Here is an 18,480-nt window from a genome sequence, read left to right as displayed (position 1 = left end):
TTTAATTGTAATAATGAGCAATAACCAAAACTTCATCATCTCCACCGCCAATTTGCATTTTTACGGCACCGGTTCCCCCTGTGTTGGCAACGAAAAGAATGCCTGAAAACATTGGACAGTAGGTTCCGGGGCCTAATTTTACATAGTCGTGACCGGTGGCATAGAATTTTTTATTAAAGCCTTCTCCTCCTCCTGCGCCTGCAGCACTTCCGTTGGTGTAAAAATTCCCGCTGTACCCCAAAGCACCTGGATTTCCTGCGAAATCTATGGGATTCCCATCATAATCTGTAGTGACTATTGCTCCAGCCGGTCCGGTTTGTCTTAAATAGGTGTAAAATTGCGCGGTTCGGGCATGGTAATCGTCAATGGGAACTCCGGCTTTGTATATTTCATAGGAAATGGCATAGTTTATTTCTACAATGGCAGGTCTTGTCAGAGTAAAGGTAGATAATCCCGGTCCGGTTTGTCTTGGCCAACCGACTTGCGAATATCCGGAACCCACACCGGTTTGATTGACCTGATTGGTGTCTGCTCCACCGGTATCCAAAGGGTCGCTCAAATAATTGGCAGGATTAAATAAAATGGCGATGCTTGTTGGTACTGTGCTTAAAACCAAGTCGCCGTTTCCATTGGCATAAACCCGGGTGTTTTCATTTGCGCCTAAGTTTAAAGTATTGTTAGCAGCATTTAATCCTTCGATACGTATGGTGGAATTCGATCCTGAAATGTGTAATTTCTCCTGCGGAGTACTGTTGTTGATACCTACTTGTGCAAATGAAAATAAGGTTGATACAAGTGATAATATGGTGAAAGTGTTTTTCATAGCTTTTAGTTGTAAATACGAATTTTTAAATAATCGGTTGAACCTCCAAAGCCCACGTAAGTGTCTCGGCTATTACCATCTGTGGTTTCTCCAAAAAACACTAAGGAATGGTTTCCGGCAGGAATATTTCCGTAACCAACACCATGAATAAAGGCATACCCTACGGATCCTTGGGAATAGGAAGTGTAAGCTTCCCCGTGAAGTCCATATATTTTTGTAAGTTCCGTAGCATCCAGTCCGTCACTGTTTAAATCAATATAAAAATAACAGCGAACTGCTCTTGCGGATATATCATTAAAGGTTGAAGCGGCGGCGGCTGGTAAGAATTGATCGGAAAGATCAATGGTCATGGCGTAGCGAACTTCAATTAACGCGTTTTGAGGGCTGTTAAAAGGAACGGATACGATTTGTTGTTTGGCATTCGTCACTCCAACAGGATTGGCAACAACCGTTCCGTCTCCAAAAGGCCCGTTAGGGATAAAATTCGGGACACTTATCAGGAAGTTTAAAGGTTCGTTGGTTCCTGCGCCACCACCGGTAGTAAAACCTGGAGGGTCTAATGTTAAATCGCCGTTGGGTTTTGCGTATACAGGCGCCAGTTTAACACCATCGTTTAAAGTGGGCTTGTTGATGCTGTTTAGGCTTTCAATACGTATGGTAGAGGTGGTTCCTGCTACGTGTAAATCTTTTTGAGGTGTACTTGTTCCGATTCCTACTTGAGAATAAGAAAAGCAGCTCAACAAAAATAATATATATAGGATAGTCTTTTTCATAGTGGAATGGTTTTAATACAGGCGTAAGAAAATAGCGTCTGGTCCTCCGGCAAAGCGTACATAGGTTGCGCGGTTGTTTGTACCCGAACATACAGTGCCATAAAATCGGAGGGTATGAGACCCCGGAGTTAAAGGAATGTATGTTGTGCCACTGTTATAGATGTAGCCGGTAGCCGCATCCGGTAAAGCTGCGGGATTGCTTACGATATCGTTTCTGTTGAAATAACATTTTGAGCTTGGTGCATACCTCCGGGTTGTGGCTAATAAAGTTGGTGTGTCTATGGTGAAAAAATTGGTAATATTTCTGGCATAAGCATCTTTAATGATGGTTAAAAGATTGTCCTGAAATACTTCAACACTAATAGAATATTTTATTTCTAAGATGGTGTTGCGTGCCACGGTAAAATTATAAGAAGTGATTTCTACAGTTTCATAACCATCGTCTGCCTGAACAACCGGAATTATGGCAACCGTTCCGTTAATTGCGGCAGTGGAATAAGCATCTCCTCCATCACTGTTTTGGTAGGCAGATGTTTTAAGGGTTAAGTCGCCATTGTAATCCACATAGAGCGGATACGTTTTGTCGACTCCTCCTCCATTGTAAGGATTGTTGGGTGAGTTGAGTCCGTCAACACGAATAGTTCCGGTTGGCGATGCAATGTGTAATTTTTGTTGCGGATTGGAAGTGTCGATACCAACTCCGGAAACTTGAGCATGAAGGGAAAAGTTTAGCAGTATGATAAGGGGCATAATGGTAAATTTCTTCATAATGTCAAGTTTTGTCGTTTTGTGTTATTCAAATGTTAACCTCTCATAGATGGTGGTTTTTTATAACGGTTGCGTGTAAAAATGTTAAATTTTATTTTTTGTCATTTTTTAAGTTTTTGATTGTTAGTTATTTGTGTTTTTAAAATTTGTGACCAGCCTAATTTAATTAAAAAATAACAATAAAAATTTTTTTGATCAAAAAAAAATGATATTCCTAAATAATAGGCATTTATTTTTATGAATTACCTAAAAAAAGTCTTAAAAAATCATAAATACGCAAATTTTAAAAATCAGGAATAAACACTACCTTTGAAAAAAATCAAAAATGAAAGGAGTATTGCTGGTAAATCTTGGCTCACCAGAAAGTCCGGAGCCAAAAGACGTAAAACCGTATTTGGATGAATTTTTAATGGACAAATACGTAATTGATGTTCCTTATTTGTTGCGCGCCCTTTTGGTTCGCGGTATTATCTTAAGAAAACGCCCTGAAAGTTCTTCAGAAGCCTATAAAAGAATCTGGACTCCGGAAGGGTCGCCTTTAGTAGTTATCTCCAAGAAAGCCCATAAAAAAGTACAGGATCGGGTTGATGTTCCGGTGGCTTTGGCGATGCGTTACGGAAATCCGAGCATGTTGTCCGGCTTGCAGGAATTGGCAGATAAAGGCGTAACGGAAGTGATGCTGTTTCCTTTGTATCCGCAGCACGCGATGGCGTCTACGACTACTATTTTAGTGTTGGCGGAAGAACTGCGTAAAAAACATTTCCCGCAAATGACCTTTACCATCGTTCCCGCTTTTTACAATAAGAAAGACTATATTCAAAATCTAGCCGATTCCATCAAAAAACATTTAGAGGGTTTTGAATACGACCATTTGCTGTTTTCCTATCACGGCATTCCGGAGCGTCATATCCGCAAAACCGACGTGACCAAATCGCATTGTAAAATTGACGGATCTTGCTGCAACACGCCTTCGCCGGCGCATGAATTCTGTTACCGTCACCAATGTTATGAAACCACAAAACAAGTGGTGGCTCTTTTGGGACTTCCGAAAGAAAAATACAGTCAGACGTTCCAATCCCGATTGGCGGGCGACAAATGGCTAGAGCCGTATACCGATGTTGAGATCAATAAAATGCCTGAAAAAGGAATTAAAAACCTTGCCGTGGTAACACCGGCTTTTGTGGCAGATTGTTTGGAAACCCTGGAAGAAATTGCCATGGAAGCGAACCATCAGTTTAAAGAACACGGAGGCGAGAATTTCTTGGCAATTCCTTGTTTAAATGACGATGACAATTGGATGGACACCATCGCCAAATGGATTACCGATTGGGCTAAAAACTAATCCTTGTGGACGAGTATTATAACTACATAAAATCCCTGCATCTCATCTTTGTAATCACTTGGTTTGCAGGGCTTTTTTATATTGTGCGGTTGTTTGTGTATCATGCGGAAGCAAAAGCAAAACCACAACCGGAACAAGATATTCTGGTGAAACAATACCAATTGATGTCGTATCGTTTGTGGTACATTATTACATGGCCTTCCGCCGTTTTGGCTAGTATTTTTGCCTTTTGGATGCTTTTCGGAACCACAATGGGAAATGCTTGGCTTAAAATGCCGTGGATGCATGTGAAATTGGGATTTGTTTTCTTACTATATTTATACCACTTAAAATGCCACCAGATTTTTGTGCAGTTGCAACGAAACGAAGTAAAACATTCTTCCAGTTTTTTCAGACTCTGGAATGAAGGTGCCACGTTAATTCTGTTTGCAGTGGTTTTTCTGGTGATTTTAAAAGATGCCTTCAATTGGATTTATGGCGTCATCGGAATTTTCCTTTTTTCAATTATTCTGATGCTGGGCTATAAATTTTATAAAAAAGTGAGAGAAAAAAACCAGTCCTAAAGAATGGGAGGAACAATTAAAATAACGCAGTTATCGCTTCGACTACGAATTTTTCTTTCGATGATACTGCTTACCTTAATTGCATCAGTCTTAATTGCTGCGGTTTCCATTTATCAGTTTAAAAAGGAAGCCCGCGATTACCATCAGGATCGGTTGGAACGTAAGGAAGATGCGATTACCGAACACATCAATTACATTCTTTCCACGACCACCTATCCTTTAACGACCGAAAATCTGCCCCTTATTTTTAAAGATAAGATTTACGAATTGGCGAACATTCACAGTCTTGAAATCAATATTCACGACTTAAAAGGGAATGTACTTATTTCTTCCAAAGGCGCTTTTTCCGTAGACAAAGTAGCCAAGCCGATTCCTCCGATTATTCTTAAAATCATTCAGTCGTCCACCAGCAAACGTTTCGTGGACCTGCAAATGATTAACGGACAAAAATACCGTTCTTCCTATAGTTATTTAAAAGATACCAAATTCAAACCGCTCGGAATCCTGAACCTTCCTTATGTGGAAGAAACCAGTTTTTATCAGGACGAATTGCGCAATTTCCTGACGCGTTTCGGGCAGGTGTATCTCTTTATGTTGCTTATCTCGTTTGTAATCGCTTATTTTCTTTCGAGTTATATTACCAAATCCCTGCAAACTATCAGCGATAAAATTCGGGAAACCCAACTGAATAAAAAGAACGAAAAAATTCAATTGTATGCTTCCAGTCACGAAATAAAATCATTGGTCGATGCTTATAATGGAATGGTGGATAAATTGGAAGAAAGTGCGGTTTTGTTGGCGCAAAGTGAGCGTGAACAGGCTTGGCGCGAAATGGCAAAACAGGTGGCACATGAAATCAAAAATCCGCTCACCCCGATGCGTTTGACGGTGCAGAGCTTTCAGCGGAAATTTGATCCGACCGACCCGAATATCAAACAGAAAATGGACGATTATTCGAAAACGCTTATTCAGCAAATTGACACCATGAGTTCCGTGGCATCGGCGTTTTCGAATTTTGCGTCGCTTCCGGCACAACAAAATGAAACGCTCAATATCGTATATGTGGTACAATTGGCTTTGGATATTTTTAACGAGCATTTCATTCATTTTTACGCTCAGGAAGAGGAAATCATCACGAAAATAGACCGAACGCAACTCATTCGAATCATCACGAATCTGGTAAAAAACGCCATTCAGGCCATACCGGAAGACGAAGAAAATCCGATGGTTTTTGTGAATGTTTTCCGTGAAGGTGAAAATGCAAAAATTATAGTGAAAGACAACGGAAAGGGTATTAGTATTGAAAATAAAAATCGTATTTTCGAACCTAAATTTACCACCAAAACCAGCGGAATGGGCTTGGGCTTGGGAATTATTAAAAACATCGTGGAAAGTTACCACGGCAGTATAACCTTTGAAAGCGAATTAGGAGCAGGTACCGAATTTACAGTAACACTGCCCATCATAAATACTTAAAGAGATGAATTACAACAACATTTTAATCGAAAAAGAAAACGGCATTGCCCTTATAACGATTAACCGTCCTGAAAAATTAAATGCATTAAACAAAGCTACAATTGAAGAATTACATCACGGTTTCGGCAGCCTTGAAAAAGATGCTGAGGTGAAAGTAATCGTGGTTACCGGAAGCGGAGAAAAAGCGTTTGTAGCCGGTGCTGATATTTCGGAATTTGCTAATTTTTCAGTAGAAAAAGGAACGGTTTTGGCCGCTCAGGGACAAGAAATGTTATTCGATTTTGTGGAAAATTTAGACAAGCCGGTAATTGCAGCCGTAAACGGATTTGCCTTAGGAGGCGGATTGGAGCTGGCAATGGCCTGTCATTTCAGAGTCGCTTCGGACAACGCTAAAATGGGTTTGCCGGAAACGTCTTTAGGGGTTATTCCGGGTTACGGTGGAACACAGCGTTTGCCGCAATTAATCGGGAAAGGCCGTGCCATGGAAATGATTATGACCGCCGGAATGGTTACGGCAGAAGATGCTTACAGAGCCGGATTGGTAAATCATGTGGTCGCTCAGGCTGAACTGATTGAATTTACAAAAGGAATTGCGCAACGCATCATGAAAAATTCGGGAGTTGCCATTAGTAAAGCAATTCAATCAATCAATGCCAATTTCAAAGACGGCGTAAACGGATTCGAAACAGAAATCAAAGCGTTCGGAGAGTGTTTCGGAACAGAGGATTTTAAAGAAGGAACCACCGCGTTTTTAGAAAAAAGAAAAGCAGTATTTCCCGGGAAATAATTTTAAAGCGAGCCAAATTGGTTCGCTTTTTTTGTACTTTTAATACACAACACACTAAACCAGACTTAAATATGTCAGAAACAATCAATGCATTTATTGCGGCAGTAGCCCAAAAAAATCCCAACGAACCGGAATTTTTACAAGCGGTTAAAGAAGTGGCCGAAACCGTAATTCCGTTCATCGAACAAAATAAAAAATACCAGGACAAAATGCTTTTGGAGCGTATGGTAGAACCGGAAAGGGTTTTGATGTTCCGAATCGCCTGGATTGATGATGCCGGGAAAACAAACGTTAACAAAGGGTATCGTATCCAGATGAATTCGGCTATCGGACCTTATAAAGGCGGATTGCGTTTTCATCCATCGGTGAATCTGAGTATTCTGAAATTCCTAGCTTTTGAACAGGTTTTCAAAAACAGTCTAACTACGTTGCCGATGGGTGGCGGAAAAGGCGGTTCCGATTTTGATCCGAAAGGAAAATCCGATATTGAAATCATGCGTTTTTGTCAGGCATTCATGACCGAATTGGCCCGTCATATTGGTGCTGATACCGATGTGCCGGCAGGAGATATTGGTGTTGGCGGAAGAGAAGTAGGATATATGTACGGTCAGTACAAAAAATTACGCAATGAATTTACGGGAGTACTAACCGGTAAAGGCATTACTTTCGGAGGTTCTCTGATTCGTCCGGAAGCTACCGGTTATGGCGATGTCTATTTTGCCCAGAGTATGCTGCAAACCAGAGGGCAGAGCTTTGCGGGAAAAACGGTAGTGGTGTCGGGTTCCGGAAACGTAGCGCAATATGCCATTGAAAAAGCAACGCAATTGGGCGGAAAAGTGGTTACGGCTTCGGATTCTTCCGGTTATATTTATGATGCGGAGGGTATCGATGCGGATAAACTGGCCTACATCATGGAAATTAAGAACGAACGTTACGGTCGTATTAATGAGTATGTTGTAAAATACCCGAATGCTCAATTTGTTGCAGGCAAATGTCCGTGGGAAGTAAAATGCGAGATTGCTTTGCCTTGTGCGACGCAAAATGAATTGGATAGGGAAGCGGCCAAAACCTTACTGGCTAACGGTTGTTTCTGTGTGGCGGAAGGTGCGAATATGCCTTGTACTCCGGAAGCAGTGGAAGCGTTCCATGCGGCTAAAATATTATTTGCGCCCGGAAAAGCCTCGAATGCCGGAGGGGTAGCTACTTCGGGACTGGAAATGTCGCAGAACTCCTTGCGTTTGAGCTGGACCAGAGAAGAAGTGGACGAGCGACTGAAAGCAATTATGACCGATATCCACGAGTCGTGTGTGGCGTATGGAACTAATCCGGACGGTTATATCGATTATGTGAAAGGTGCCAATATCGCCGGTTTCGTTAAAGTCGCCGATGCTATGTTAGCGCAGGGCGTGGTATAGTTACTTTATTTAAAATAAAAAAATTTAGAGAAAAATCTTTGTTTTTTAAAACTCATAGATAATAATTGTAGTTTTTTCATTTTTTTAAATTTGAAAAAAATATATAAATAATGAATTTACTAAAAAAATTAGGGTTGCTGACTTTAATAATTTGTTTGTTTTCATCTTGTGAAAATGAGGGAGTCAGTTCGGTTGATATCCAAAAGATTAATGCTGTAAAAACTTAAAGGGTGATAGTCAAAAAATAGCCTTTGGAATGTTGTCAAAAGAAAATAAGTTCCACATTGGGAATAATAAATTAAACTCACTAAAGAATTCAAATGTTTTAAATAGTTCGCAAAAGGAGTTTGTACATCAATTAACAGCTACTTTAAGGATGGAATATTTTGAAGAGAATGCCTTTGAAAATCACGCACAATATTATAATATATATTTGCCTGAAATGAAGAGGATTGGGAAATTACTTTTTACCCAAGCTCAATTGATTTCTTATTTTTCTAGTTTGGACAATGTAGACGATTCCGTTATTTCACAAAAATTACCCGGAGAAGGTGAAATTGGCGGCGGCGGTGGCGGCGGAACAAGTAATTGTAATTGTAGCTCATCTGATGATTGGTGTGTTTGGGGAAGTTCTTGTTTTGTTTGGTCTTGTGAAAGAACCGTTAACTGTGGATGGTGGTTGCAAGAAGTTTGTAATGGGTTATGTGTAAGTAATTGATTAAGAATTTAGCGCTATGAAAAATATTTTTAAAGTTGCAATTTTAGTAGTTGTTATTGTTATAGGATTGTTTTATTATTTCAAAAGAGACGAAATAAATAATCTATTAGACCCTTCCAATACTAAAATTGAGATTTCAGAGAAGCATTTTGTTTTTGGAAGAATTAAGATTTCAGATACTGTCAACCATACTTTTTTTGTGAAAAACCAGAGTTCTGATAATTTGGTTATAAAAAATGTTCAGTCAAATTGCGGATGTACCGTTGCTGATTTTACTAAAGAACCTGTAAAAGAGGGAGATAGTGCAAAAGTTATGGTGCGGTTTATTCCAAATAAAGTAGGGAAAATTAGAAAAGATGTGCTTCTTGAAGCGAATACAGCACCACCCTTTACAGTTTTAAGTTTAAGTGGTGAGGTAGTAAAATAATAAAAAAAACGGCTTTCAGATCTGAAAGCCGTTTTTTTACACCATTTCGGAATTAATTATTGCTTTCGGATACTTTTAAATCGCGGGTATTTTTTTGCACTGTAATGGCAGCAAACAAACCCACCAGGTACGCCATTCCGAAAAACCCTTTTTCACTCAGTTCCAAATCGGCATTCCACAATCCTATTACAAGAAGGGTTAACGATGCCAAGGCAGAAAACCAACTCAGTCCGTAATAAATATCGGATACCGGTATTTGTTCCATTTTATCGCGCACATTTTTCTGAACGGAGATTACCGAAAAGAGTCCGAACAGTAATAAGGTGAAATAATATCCTTTTTCGTTTAATTGCATTTCCGCATTGGATAACCCAACGCAATACGACACGACACCTATAACGAAAACCATCCATGAGGCGCCGACAAAAGCGTTGCTAGGTTTTAAAATTGAAATGGTTGCTTGCTCGTTTTGTTTTCCGATGATTGCTCTTTCTTCTGATGTTTTGAAATTTTCCATGATTGTTTGTTTTTGATACAGCGAAATTCCGTCAAAATCCGGTTGCATAAAAATCAATATTTTATAAAAACTGACGATATATTAGTAAAATAGCTATCTTTAATGTTTAATAAATTATACCACATGAACTCGGTTTCCGGAATTATTAAAACCCTAACATTAGTTGAAAAAGAAGAATTTATGCTTTTCTTAAAAAAGAAAAACAAACGGCATGACACGCAGAATATTCAACTTTTTAATTTGCTTAAAAATGATGATATAAATGAAGAAATAACGGTTTATAAAAACAAACCGGCCTTGTATGCCTTACGCAAACGGTTGTATCAGAATCTGGTTGAATTTATTGCCAACAAACGGTTTGAAAATGATACGTCGGAAGAACGCGATGTGTTGAAACTGATTTTGGTGAGCCGTACTTTTTTTGAACATTCCCAGCACAAAGCGGCTTTTAAAATTTTGGAAAAAGCAGAAGTAAAAGCACTTGGGATCGAACGCTTTAATCTTTTGAATGAGGTTTATCACACTTACATTCAATATGCGTATCTTAATCCATCCATTGATTTTTCGGCATTGGTTCACAAATACGAAATCAATCAGCAAAAATTTTTACAGGAAGAACAGCTAAATCTCGCGTATGCCTCGTTGCGTATGGAATTGGCCAAAATTAAAGAAGGAACCGCTGACGTCGATTTTCACCAAACACTTCATCACACTTTTGCAAAATTGTCGATTTCTTTGGAGGAAAGGATGACCTTCAAATCGTTGTATCAGATTCTTTTTATCGCCAATGAATATGCGGCGTTGCGCAATAAATATCACGAAATTGAACATTTTGTAGCGACCAGCTTCCGATTTATTAACACGAAAACCCAATTGGCAGAAAAACACCTTTTTTACCACATCAATATCTTGTACTTTATGGCAAACATGCTTTTTCGGAACAAAAAATTCGACGATTCAAAAGCATACCTTGATAAAATGGAAGTCGAAATGAAAAAACAGGACAACGTCTATTTTAAACAATTCGAAAACCGATTGCTGTTATTGCGTAGCCTGAATGAAAATTATTCCGGAAATTCAGTCACAGCAATCCGTATGTTAGAGGACGCTTTGAATTCGGTTGCCAAAAATGAAGTCACGGACATCCTCGATTTGCAGTTGAGTCTGGGGGTATTTCATTTTCAGCAAAATGAGTTGCGAAAAGTACAGCAAATCATCAAAACATTTTCCGGTTCGGATGCCTGGTATGAGAAAAAAAAGGGAACGGAATGGACCATCAAAAAAAATCTGGTGGAAATTCTACTGCATGTCGAATTGGACCATGCTGATTATGTTCTTTCAAGACTGAGCAGTTTTAAAAGAAGGTATAAAAAGTATTTAACCGAAATGAAAGAAGAACGGGTTTTGGTTTTCCTTGGTTTCGTAGAGCGGTTTCTTTATGAGCCGGGATATCTTACCTCGGAAGAATTGGTTTCTCAAGCCGATTCTCTTTTTCAATGGCGTCCCCAAAGGGAAGAAGATCTCTTTGTAATGAGTTTTTATGCCTGGCTGAAAGCAAAAATGGAAAGGCGTAAAGTGTATGCAGTCACTTTGGAATTGGTTGGACAAAACCGCTGTTAGCCATGGTTTTTTTACACTTTAAAATTAACTTCCTGTTCTTTTACTCCCATTATTAGTAACCACAAACAAAGTGATAATTCTCCAATGAATATAGGAATAGCAAAGTAAATAAAGAAAGGGTTTGCAAAGTCTTTTGAAAGAAACATTACAAAACTATTGATTAAATATCCCAAACCTGATAGAGCATAAAGTATTCCAAGAAGTCTTGGTACAATTGTCGATTTAAAAATTAGATAGCCGATAATAAGGCAGTAAAAACCAAAAAATACTAATCCAATTCCATATCCTAATGCTTGAATGTTTAGCAATAATAACGAAAGTGTTGCTAATTGATTTGGTTGAAAAGTATTTAGATATTTGTCGCCACCCAAAAGGAGTAGTGGAGTCATTTGAAATAGTAAATTCACAGCAATGATTGCAGTTTGAATAACAACAAATATAATAGCAAGTCTAACAAGAGTTTTATTAATAGGCTTGAAAAGTTTATAAATAATAATCACACAAGGCAGTCCTATAATAAAGTTGATAAGGTCTGCAGTAAACCCATAACGAAACAACATTTCAGAACATTGAATGTTGTGTGCTGTTGCAATTGCATCTCCAGAAACTAGTAACGCTTGACGAACGAATACTTCAGCAAATAAGCCTGTCGCAATTACAATAAGATAACATAGACCTGCAATTCTTGCTAATTTTTTGTTTGAAGCCATCTGGCAAAGTCTTGTTTTAAAATAGTTATCATTATGTTTATTTTGTGTTACGGGTACGATTTTTTTAAATTATGGCTAACTACCACTACTTCTCCCCATCCCATTCCGCATAAAACTGCGAGAGGAAATTTTGCATGTAATTGTGGCGTTCCAAAGCGATTTTCTTCCCTGTTACGGTATTCATTTTGTCTTTTAAAAGCAATAGTTTTTCATAGAAATGATTCAACGTCGTACCGTTGGAATTCTTGTATTCTTCCTTGCTCATGTTGAGGTTCGGCTGAACATTTGGGTTGAATATCGTGCGGTTTTTAAAGCCGCCGTAATTAAAAGCACGCGCAATACCAATCGCACCCAATGCATCCAGACGATCGGCGTCCTGAACGATTTCCAGTTCTTTGGAATGAAACGTTTTTTCAAAATTACCGCCTTTAAACGAAATGTTTTCAATGATGGCAATTACGTGTTCAATCACGTCTTCCGAAGCGTTTTGACTTTCCAGAAAAGCCCGGGCAGTTTTCGGCCCTATGCTTTCATCGCCATCGTGGAATTTACTGTCGGCAATATCATGCAACAAGGCGCCCAATTTTACCACCATCAAATCACAGTCTTCGCCATCAGCAATTAAAAGTGCATTTTTATACACCCGTTCGATATGAAACCAATCGTGACCGCCTTCGGCATTTTCCAGTTGTTGTTTTACGAAAAGGATCGTGCTGTCTATCAAACCCATAATGTGTCGGTTTTAAAAAAAATCCCTTCGGTTAAGAAAGGATTTTTATGTTTTATTACTTAATCAAGGCAGGTTGTACCCACTTGAACAGTTTTTCTTCACTTGGTACAACCATACGCTCTGCAATTCTAGTCATACGCGCCGGTAGTTTCAATAAATAATCACGGGCTTTTTCGGCTTCATCGGTTAAGTTTCCGATTTTGTCGATTTCCCATTTGGCATTCAATTTTTCAAGAATGTCTACATAATCCATTGCGGTATACACTCCGATGCGTTGTGCTGATTCCGAAAATTTCTCAAATGCGCTACCGATACTTTCTCCTGATTCACGGATTAAATGGGCCGGCATTGTGATTTTTTTCTTCATCATGTATTCGAAGGCCAACATCATCTGGCTCGGATCGACTTTAAAAATACGGTCTACGAATTCGCTGTAGGCCAAATGGTGACGCATTTCATCGCCGGCAATGATTTTACAGATTTTAGACAATTTGTTGTCACCGAATTTCTTTGCCAATTGTGCCACACGGTTGTGGGAAACATACGTAGCCAATTCCTGAAAACTGGTAAATACGAAGTTTTTATACGGATCACGGTCGGTTCCCGGATCGAAACCATCGTTAATTAAGTGCTGTGTGGTAATCTCGACTTCGCGCATGTTCACACGACCGGATAAGTATAAATATTTGTTTAACAAATCACCGTGACGGTTTTCTTCCCCGGTCCATTGGCGTAACCATTTGGCCCAGCCGTTGTCGCCGTTAGCTGTTTTCTGATCTACACCTTCCACATCCATTAACCAAGATTCATAAGTTGGTAACGCTTCTTCGGTGATGGTGTCACCTACCAAAACCACCCAAAAGTCATACGGTAATTCTTTGGCGATTTCACGCAGTTCGGTTACTTCATCCAAAAAAGTGTCTTTTTCGGAATTCGGAAGCAAGTCGCTGGGTTGCCATATTTTTTCGACAGGAATTAGGTAGTTTTCCACGAAACTGTCGATATTTTTCTCCAGAAATTGCATTACTTCCAGACGTACATTTTGTATTGACATAAGTTTTAAATTTTTATTCCTTCTACCACCGCCTTTTCTGTTTTTTCCATTAATTCGGAAAAAGGATAGTCTTTTATGGCCATGGGTTCATGAATGATGAATTGCAATCGGTTCCCTAAGCCCATTGGGAATTGTCCGTAGCGAACCATCTTCCAGGAATTGTTTATAGAAATCGGCACAATATAGGCCGATGGCGCATATTTACATAATATTTTCAGACCGTTTTCCGAAAAACGCTTCGGAACACCATTTTTGCTTCTAGTTCCTTCCGGAAAAATTACCGCAGCACGGTTGTTTTTTTCAATATATTCGCCCAATCCTTTAATTACCGGCAATGCTTGTTTCGGGTCTTTTCTGTCGATTAACACCGAACCGCCGTGACGTAAATTATAAGATACACTCGGAATTCCTTTTCCCAATTCTTTTTTGCTGACAAATTTCGGATGGGAACGGCGTAAATACCAGATAATCCCAACAATGTCATACAAACTCTGATGGTTGGCTACGAAAATAACGGGTACTCCTTTCGGAATTCTGTCAATGTGCTGAAAATCATAAGTAGTTCCTAAAAGATTCGTACATTTTGTCAAAAAGAAGTTAAGGTAATCGACACTTTTCTTGTGTGCCTGATAACCAAAAACATTCAAACATACCCATTGTATCGGATGAAATATCAATAGACATAACGCAAAAGCCAAATAGAAAACAATGGATATTGGGTATGAAATTAATTTTTGCATTTATAGTGGTATTTGCTACAAAGATAAGGGATTAAATAAAAAAAACCACCAGAAAATCAGTGGTTTTATGGTATGCAAGCATAGTTACGACTAGCAATATTCGTTGTAAGCGTCTTTCAGGTTTTCAGCGATTAATTCGGCAGGACGTCCTTCAATATGATGACGTTCTAACATATGAACCAATTCTCCGTTTTTAAATAAAGCCATACTTGGTGATGACGGCGGGAAAGGAAACATGTGCTGACGTGCGGCATCTACCGCTTCTTTGTCAACTCCAGCGAAAACCGTGATTAAGTTGTCTGGTTTTTTGCTGTTGTCCAAACTCATTTTTGCACCTGGACGCGCGTTTCTTGCGGCACAACCGCAAACAGAGTTTACCACTACCAACGTTGTTCCTTCTTTAGCCAAAGCCGCTTCTACCGCTTCTGCATTATATAAGTCTTGAAAACCGGCTTCTGATAATTCAGCACGCATTGGTTTTACCATTTCTTCTGGATACATAATTTAAATTTCTAAGTTAATGTGTCGCAAAGTTACAAAGTAAAATCGAAATTTATGTTAGAATGTTGTTAACGAAAATTAGCCGCTTCTTTCAATAAAGGAATCATGGTTTTGGCATCGGTATATTCGCTGATTTGCAGTAAGATGGTATTGTTTTTGTCCAAAATGGAAAAGGTTGGATAAGTGATGCTCCCGTCAACAGTGCCGAGTGCTTCCGCCAGTTCGTGAATTCCGGTGTTTTTCCCTTTTGGTTTGTATTTGAAAATGTGGTTTTTAAACGTAATCGGGGCTTTATTTTCGGCATCTAACGAAACAAAATAAAAATTGTCGTTCAGAAGCTGAATCACTTCCGGATTTTTAAACGTCGAATTTTCCATCATCTTACAATATTTGCACCAAGACGTATGGATAAAAACAAAAACCGGTTTCGGGTCTTGCTGTTCCAGTTTTTCGGCTTCGGCCAAGGTATGGTTTTTCAGTTGCGCCGATAGTGTGAAAGCGAAAAGGAAAAGGAATATTGTAAAGATGTTTTTTTTCATTTATTTTAAGGTGTATCGGATGCCGAAAAAACTTCGGATGCCCTGATTCGGACCGTAAACATACCCCGGATCGAAGGTTAATTCTCCCGGCTGAACGTCTTGATCAAACGGATCATCGGCTCCGGCAATTATAAACGGGTTGCCTTTATTTGGCGTCCAATTTAGTAAATTTTTGATTCCGCCATACATTTCGAAATTTTTAAACCTGTTGAACGTCAGCTGAATGTTCTGAATGCTCCATGTTGGCGAGTATTTTTTTCTCGGATCATTGGCGCCCAAATGGGGCAATCGCATCGGCCCGTAAACATTTCCGGTGTAATCAATATCCAGAAACCATTTTTTTACACGATAGGTAATGGCCCAGGTTCCGGTGAATTTTTCGGTTAGGATTTGCTGCGTTTTTACGCCGTTTTCGGTTTTGTTGACATCCATATAGGTTCCTCCGACAATTATTTTCAGACCGTTTTGAAACACCGCATCGAGGTTCAGACTGATGCCTTTGGTAACCGCATATCCGTCAAGATTTTTGTAGATAATCTGATTCGGATTGGTGTCGTAATCCGGAATAATCGAATTTGTAAAATAGGTATACCAGGCGGTGGTTTCCAATCCGATGAAATCGCCGTCTTTCGAGTAAAATTTCTTCAAGAAATTCACATTGGCGTTATAGGAACGTTCGGGTTTTAAATCTTCGAGTACAATCACTTCCCGAGAACCAGTCAGTGCCGCATGTTCTTCGGTAAACAGATTCACCACCCTAAATCCGGTGCCGGTATTGAAACGTAAAATCGAATTGTCGTTCATTTTCCATTTGTACGCCAGTCGCGGGGTGAAAATGTTACCGTGCTTGCTGTTGTAGTCGTATCGGGCGCCTAACAGAAGGTTGTGTTTTTCGGCCAGATGAATTTCGTCCTGTACAAACAAACTCGGAATCCAGGATTGGTCTGCTTTGGCGGTTGCCGACGTATTGTCGTTGTAAAACTGATACCGCACCGCCGTTCCGAAAAGTAAATCGTGTTTTTGGATTTTTTTATCCAATGTCAGCTGGCTGAAACCGATTTTCTGTTGTGCCAGATAAGGGATGTTGCCGTACACCGAATTCTGGTCATGATCGGTATAGGAGAAGGAAAACAATATTTTTTCCGTTACCGGAAGTTCGTAGGCTCCTAAAATTTCGTAACGTTTGGTGTAGATGCTTTCGCCGTATACTTCACTTCCGCCGCGGAATTTTTTCTCCCATTGCATTTCACCGCCCCAACGGTCTTCATAGAAATAGCGTCCGGCCATCGAAAAGAGTCTGTTGCTTTTCCGGTTAAAATTCCACTTTTGAAAAACGGAAATTCGGTCTTGTAACGTCACATCGGTAAAATTATCGTGGTTGTTGTCAATCGGATTGCTGTAACTGAAATAATTCACACCTGTTAACAACGAAGCGGTTTTTTCGATATTGGTTTTGAATCCCAAATCGGCATTGGTTTCCCCCCAACTGTTGGTAAAAACGTCGGCAGCAACTACCGGAGCGCTTTTCGGATTTTTGGTAATAATGTTGATTAAGCCGCCCACCGCCTCGCTTCCGTATAAGGACGAAGCGGGTCCTTTCACGATTTCGATGCGTTCCAAAAGTGAATTCGGAATTCCGGATAATCCGTAAACGGTTGACAATCCGCTCACAATCGGCATTCCGTCGATTAAAACCAGGGTGTAAGGACCTTCCAGTCCGTTAATGTGAATGTCGCCGGTGTTGCAAACGTTGCAGTTTAATTGCGGTCGCACACCGTTTACGTTTTGCAGGGCTTCAAAAATATTGGCGGTTGGGTTTTTTTTGAAAAAGACAGGTTTGTACACTTCCACAGGAACCGGACTTTCCAACCGGTTTACGGCTTTTAGGGTTCCGGTTACCACTACTTCCTCCAGAGCATTGTCTGCTTTCAAGTCAAAATCAAGAACTATCGTGGTCGAATCGGAAATTGTAATTTTTTTTCGTTGGCTTTTAAAACCGGCATGCGATACTCTTATTTCATATTCACCGCGGGTTACGTTTTGTATAGTATAATTTCCGAGGCTGTCTGCCGTAACGCCGAATTTTGTTTTCGAAAGCGACACGGAAGCATAGCCCAAAGCATTTCCTTCTGCAGAAATTTTTCCTGTAATTCTGGTTTGTGCGTTTACCGCAGAAAAGAAAAGGAATGAAAAGAGCAGGATTAGATTTTTCACAATTATATTTTAGATTTAAACGAAATAAAAATTTAGACAAAGCTAAAAAATTATTTTCAATCAAAAAAATTTGTATTTTTGGAAACATAAATACTGTGTAATGACCTATTCTGAAGAAAATTATCTCAAAGCCATCTATCATCTTTCGTTGTCTCAAAAGCAAGGGGTAAGTACCAATGCGATTGCCGCTTTAGTGGAAAGTAAAGCGTCCTCGGTGACGGATATGATTAAAAAATTAGCCGAAAAAGAATTGGTGATTTATCAGAAATATCAAGGGGTAGGCTTAACGGATAAAGGTCTGATGGCAGCCAAAATGATTGTGCGGAAGCATCGTCTTTGGGAAGTTTTCCTAGTTGAAAAATTGGATTTTGCCTGGGATGAGGTTCACGATGTGGCGGAAGAACTCGAACACATCAAATCGGAAAAACTCATTAACAAACTGGATGCTTTCTTAGGTTTCCCAACAGAAGATCCACACGGCGACCCGATTCCGGACAAAAACGGAAATATTGTTAAGGTCGAAAAACAATTGTTGTCGGAATTTGAAATCGGGCAAACCGGAATTTGCGTCGGCGTAAAAGATTCGTCGTCCAGTTTTCTGCAATATTTAGACAAACAGCAAATCGCCTTAGGTTCGAAAATAAAAATTATTGCCAAGGAAAGTTTCGATATGTCGTTAACCATTGAAGTGGAAAAGAAACAAATCATCATTTCCAATAAAATTGCGAGTAATCTTTTTGCAAAAATCGTTTTATAAAATAAG

General features: G+C 39.5%; 20 protein-coding genes. 9 read left to right on the top strand and 11 right to left on the bottom strand.

Features of this window, described 5'->3' with window-relative positions; genetic code table 11:
- Window position 1: 1 nt before the first annotated feature.
- From FCR2A7T_RS01880 to FCR2A7T_RS01870, 3 genes are read right to left on the bottom strand one after another with little or no spacing between them, the layout of a single operon-like run.
- Entirely contained in the window at window positions 2-823 is an 822-nt protein-coding gene (locus FCR2A7T_RS01880; protein WP_023569573.1) for a hypothetical protein, read from the bottom strand.
- Window positions 824-828: 5 nt separating this feature from the next.
- Window positions 829-1,596: a hypothetical protein gene (locus FCR2A7T_RS01875; protein WP_023569572.1), complete on the bottom strand. Its 768-nt coding sequence runs from the start codon at window positions 1,594-1,596 to the stop codon at window positions 829-831.
- 12 nt (window positions 1,597-1,608) lie between these two features.
- Entirely contained in the window at window positions 1,609-2,364 is a 756-nt protein-coding gene (locus tag FCR2A7T_RS01870; protein ID WP_023569571.1) for a hypothetical protein, read from the bottom strand.
- A 325-nt stretch (window positions 2,365-2,689) separates the two neighbouring features.
- Between FCR2A7T_RS01870 and hemH the strand changes: the two genes are divergently transcribed.
- The 7 genes from hemH (at window position 2,690) to FCR2A7T_RS14600 (ending at window position 9,092) form a co-directional block, all read left to right on the top strand.
- Window positions 2,690-3,706 (top strand): ferrochelatase, encoded by a 1,017-nt coding sequence (gene hemH, locus FCR2A7T_RS01865; protein ID WP_023569570.1) that lies wholly within the window; start codon window positions 2,690-2,692, stop codon window positions 3,704-3,706.
- A gap of 5 nt (window positions 3,707-3,711) precedes the next feature.
- Window positions 3,712-4,269 carry a CopD family protein gene (locus FCR2A7T_RS01860; protein ID WP_023569569.1) on the top strand — a complete coding sequence of 186 codons (558 nt, stop codon included), beginning with the start codon at window positions 3,712-3,714 and terminating at the stop codon, window positions 4,267-4,269.
- 60 nt (window positions 4,270-4,329) lie between these two features.
- Complete coding sequence (locus tag FCR2A7T_RS01855) at window positions 4,330-5,745, top strand: sensor histidine kinase (RefSeq protein WP_023569568.1); 1,416 nt, start codon at window positions 4,330-4,332, stop codon at window positions 5,743-5,745.
- A gap of 4 nt (window positions 5,746-5,749) precedes the next feature.
- On the top strand, window positions 5,750-6,532 hold the full coding sequence (locus FCR2A7T_RS01850; RefSeq protein ID WP_023569567.1) for an enoyl-CoA hydratase/isomerase family protein: 783 nt from the start codon (window positions 5,750-5,752) through the stop codon (window positions 6,530-6,532).
- Window positions 6,533-6,603: 71 nt separating this feature from the next.
- Window positions 6,604-7,947 carry an NADP-specific glutamate dehydrogenase gene (gene gdhA, locus FCR2A7T_RS01845; RefSeq protein WP_023569566.1) on the top strand — a complete coding sequence of 448 codons (1,344 nt, stop codon included), beginning with the start codon at window positions 6,604-6,606 and terminating at the stop codon, window positions 7,945-7,947.
- Window positions 7,948-8,191: 244 nt separating this feature from the next.
- Window positions 8,192-8,665: a bacteriocin fulvocin C-related protein gene (locus FCR2A7T_RS01840; RefSeq protein WP_262493722.1), complete on the top strand. Its 474-nt coding sequence runs from the start codon at window positions 8,192-8,194 to the stop codon at window positions 8,663-8,665.
- A 16-nt stretch (window positions 8,666-8,681) separates the two neighbouring features.
- Complete coding sequence (locus FCR2A7T_RS14600) at window positions 8,682-9,092, top strand: DUF1573 domain-containing protein (protein ID WP_023569563.1); 411 nt, start codon at window positions 8,682-8,684, stop codon at window positions 9,090-9,092.
- A gap of 52 nt (window positions 9,093-9,144) precedes the next feature.
- On the opposite strand, the gene yiaA is transcribed toward FCR2A7T_RS14600, so the two are convergent.
- A complete protein-coding gene (gene yiaA / locus FCR2A7T_RS01830; RefSeq protein WP_023569562.1) occupies window positions 9,145-9,657 on the bottom strand; it encodes an inner membrane protein YiaA in 513 nt (170 codons plus the stop codon).
- Window positions 9,658-9,711: 54 nt separating this feature from the next.
- Here yiaA and FCR2A7T_RS01825 point away from each other — a divergent pair, with 54 nt between their 5' ends.
- On the top strand, window positions 9,712-11,229 hold the full coding sequence (locus FCR2A7T_RS01825; protein WP_023569561.1) for a hypothetical protein: 1,518 nt from the start codon (window positions 9,712-9,714) through the stop codon (window positions 11,227-11,229).
- Window positions 11,230-11,240: 11 nt separating this feature from the next.
- Here the strand turns inward: FCR2A7T_RS01825 and FCR2A7T_RS01820 are convergent, their stop codons facing one another.
- From FCR2A7T_RS01820 to FCR2A7T_RS01790, 7 genes are all read right to left on the bottom strand, one after another.
- Window positions 11,241-11,939 carry a DUF4386 domain-containing protein gene (locus FCR2A7T_RS01820; RefSeq protein WP_023569560.1) on the bottom strand — a complete coding sequence of 233 codons (699 nt, stop codon included), beginning with the start codon at window positions 11,937-11,939 and terminating at the stop codon, window positions 11,241-11,243.
- A gap of 85 nt (window positions 11,940-12,024) precedes the next feature.
- On the bottom strand, window positions 12,025-12,669 hold the full coding sequence (locus tag FCR2A7T_RS01815) for an HD domain-containing protein (RefSeq protein ID WP_023569559.1): 645 nt from the start codon (window positions 12,667-12,669) through the stop codon (window positions 12,025-12,027).
- Window positions 12,670-12,724: 55 nt separating this feature from the next.
- The gene (locus tag FCR2A7T_RS01810) at window positions 12,725-13,723 is read right to left on the bottom strand and encodes an acyl-ACP desaturase (protein WP_023569558.1); all 999 of its coding nucleotides are present in this window, start codon (window positions 13,721-13,723) and stop codon (window positions 12,725-12,727) included.
- 5 nt (window positions 13,724-13,728) lie between these two features.
- The gene (locus FCR2A7T_RS01805) at window positions 13,729-14,463 is read right to left on the bottom strand and encodes a lysophospholipid acyltransferase family protein (protein ID WP_023569557.1); all 735 of its coding nucleotides are present in this window, start codon (window positions 14,461-14,463) and stop codon (window positions 13,729-13,731) included.
- 90 nt (window positions 14,464-14,553) lie between these two features.
- Window positions 14,554-14,964 (bottom strand): BrxA/BrxB family bacilliredoxin, encoded by a 411-nt coding sequence (locus FCR2A7T_RS01800; RefSeq protein ID WP_023569556.1) that lies wholly within the window; start codon window positions 14,962-14,964, stop codon window positions 14,554-14,556.
- 68 nt (window positions 14,965-15,032) lie between these two features.
- Window positions 15,033-15,503 (bottom strand): thioredoxin family protein, encoded by a 471-nt coding sequence (locus FCR2A7T_RS01795; protein ID WP_023569555.1) that lies wholly within the window; start codon window positions 15,501-15,503, stop codon window positions 15,033-15,035.
- On the bottom strand, window positions 15,504-17,717 hold the full coding sequence (locus tag FCR2A7T_RS01790) for a TonB-dependent receptor (RefSeq protein WP_023569554.1): 2,214 nt from the start codon (window positions 17,715-17,717) through the stop codon (window positions 15,504-15,506). It abuts the gene before it with no gap.
- A 100-nt stretch (window positions 17,718-17,817) separates the two neighbouring features.
- Here FCR2A7T_RS01790 and FCR2A7T_RS01785 point away from each other — a divergent pair, with 100 nt between their 5' ends.
- Window positions 17,818-18,474, top strand: a complete 657-nt coding sequence (locus tag FCR2A7T_RS01785) for a metal-dependent transcriptional regulator (protein ID WP_023569553.1) — start codon at window positions 17,818-17,820, stop codon at window positions 18,472-18,474.
- The last annotated feature ends 6 nt before the right edge of the window (window positions 18,475-18,480 follow it).

Origin of the sequence: Flavobacterium cauense R2A-7 (assembly GCF_000498475.1) — a bacterium.
GTDB classification, from domain to species: Bacteria; Bacteroidota; Bacteroidia; order Flavobacteriales; family Flavobacteriaceae; genus Flavobacterium; species Flavobacterium cauense.
Note: the sequence above shows the minus strand (reverse complement) of the source record. Positions and strands in the feature narration are given on the sequence as shown.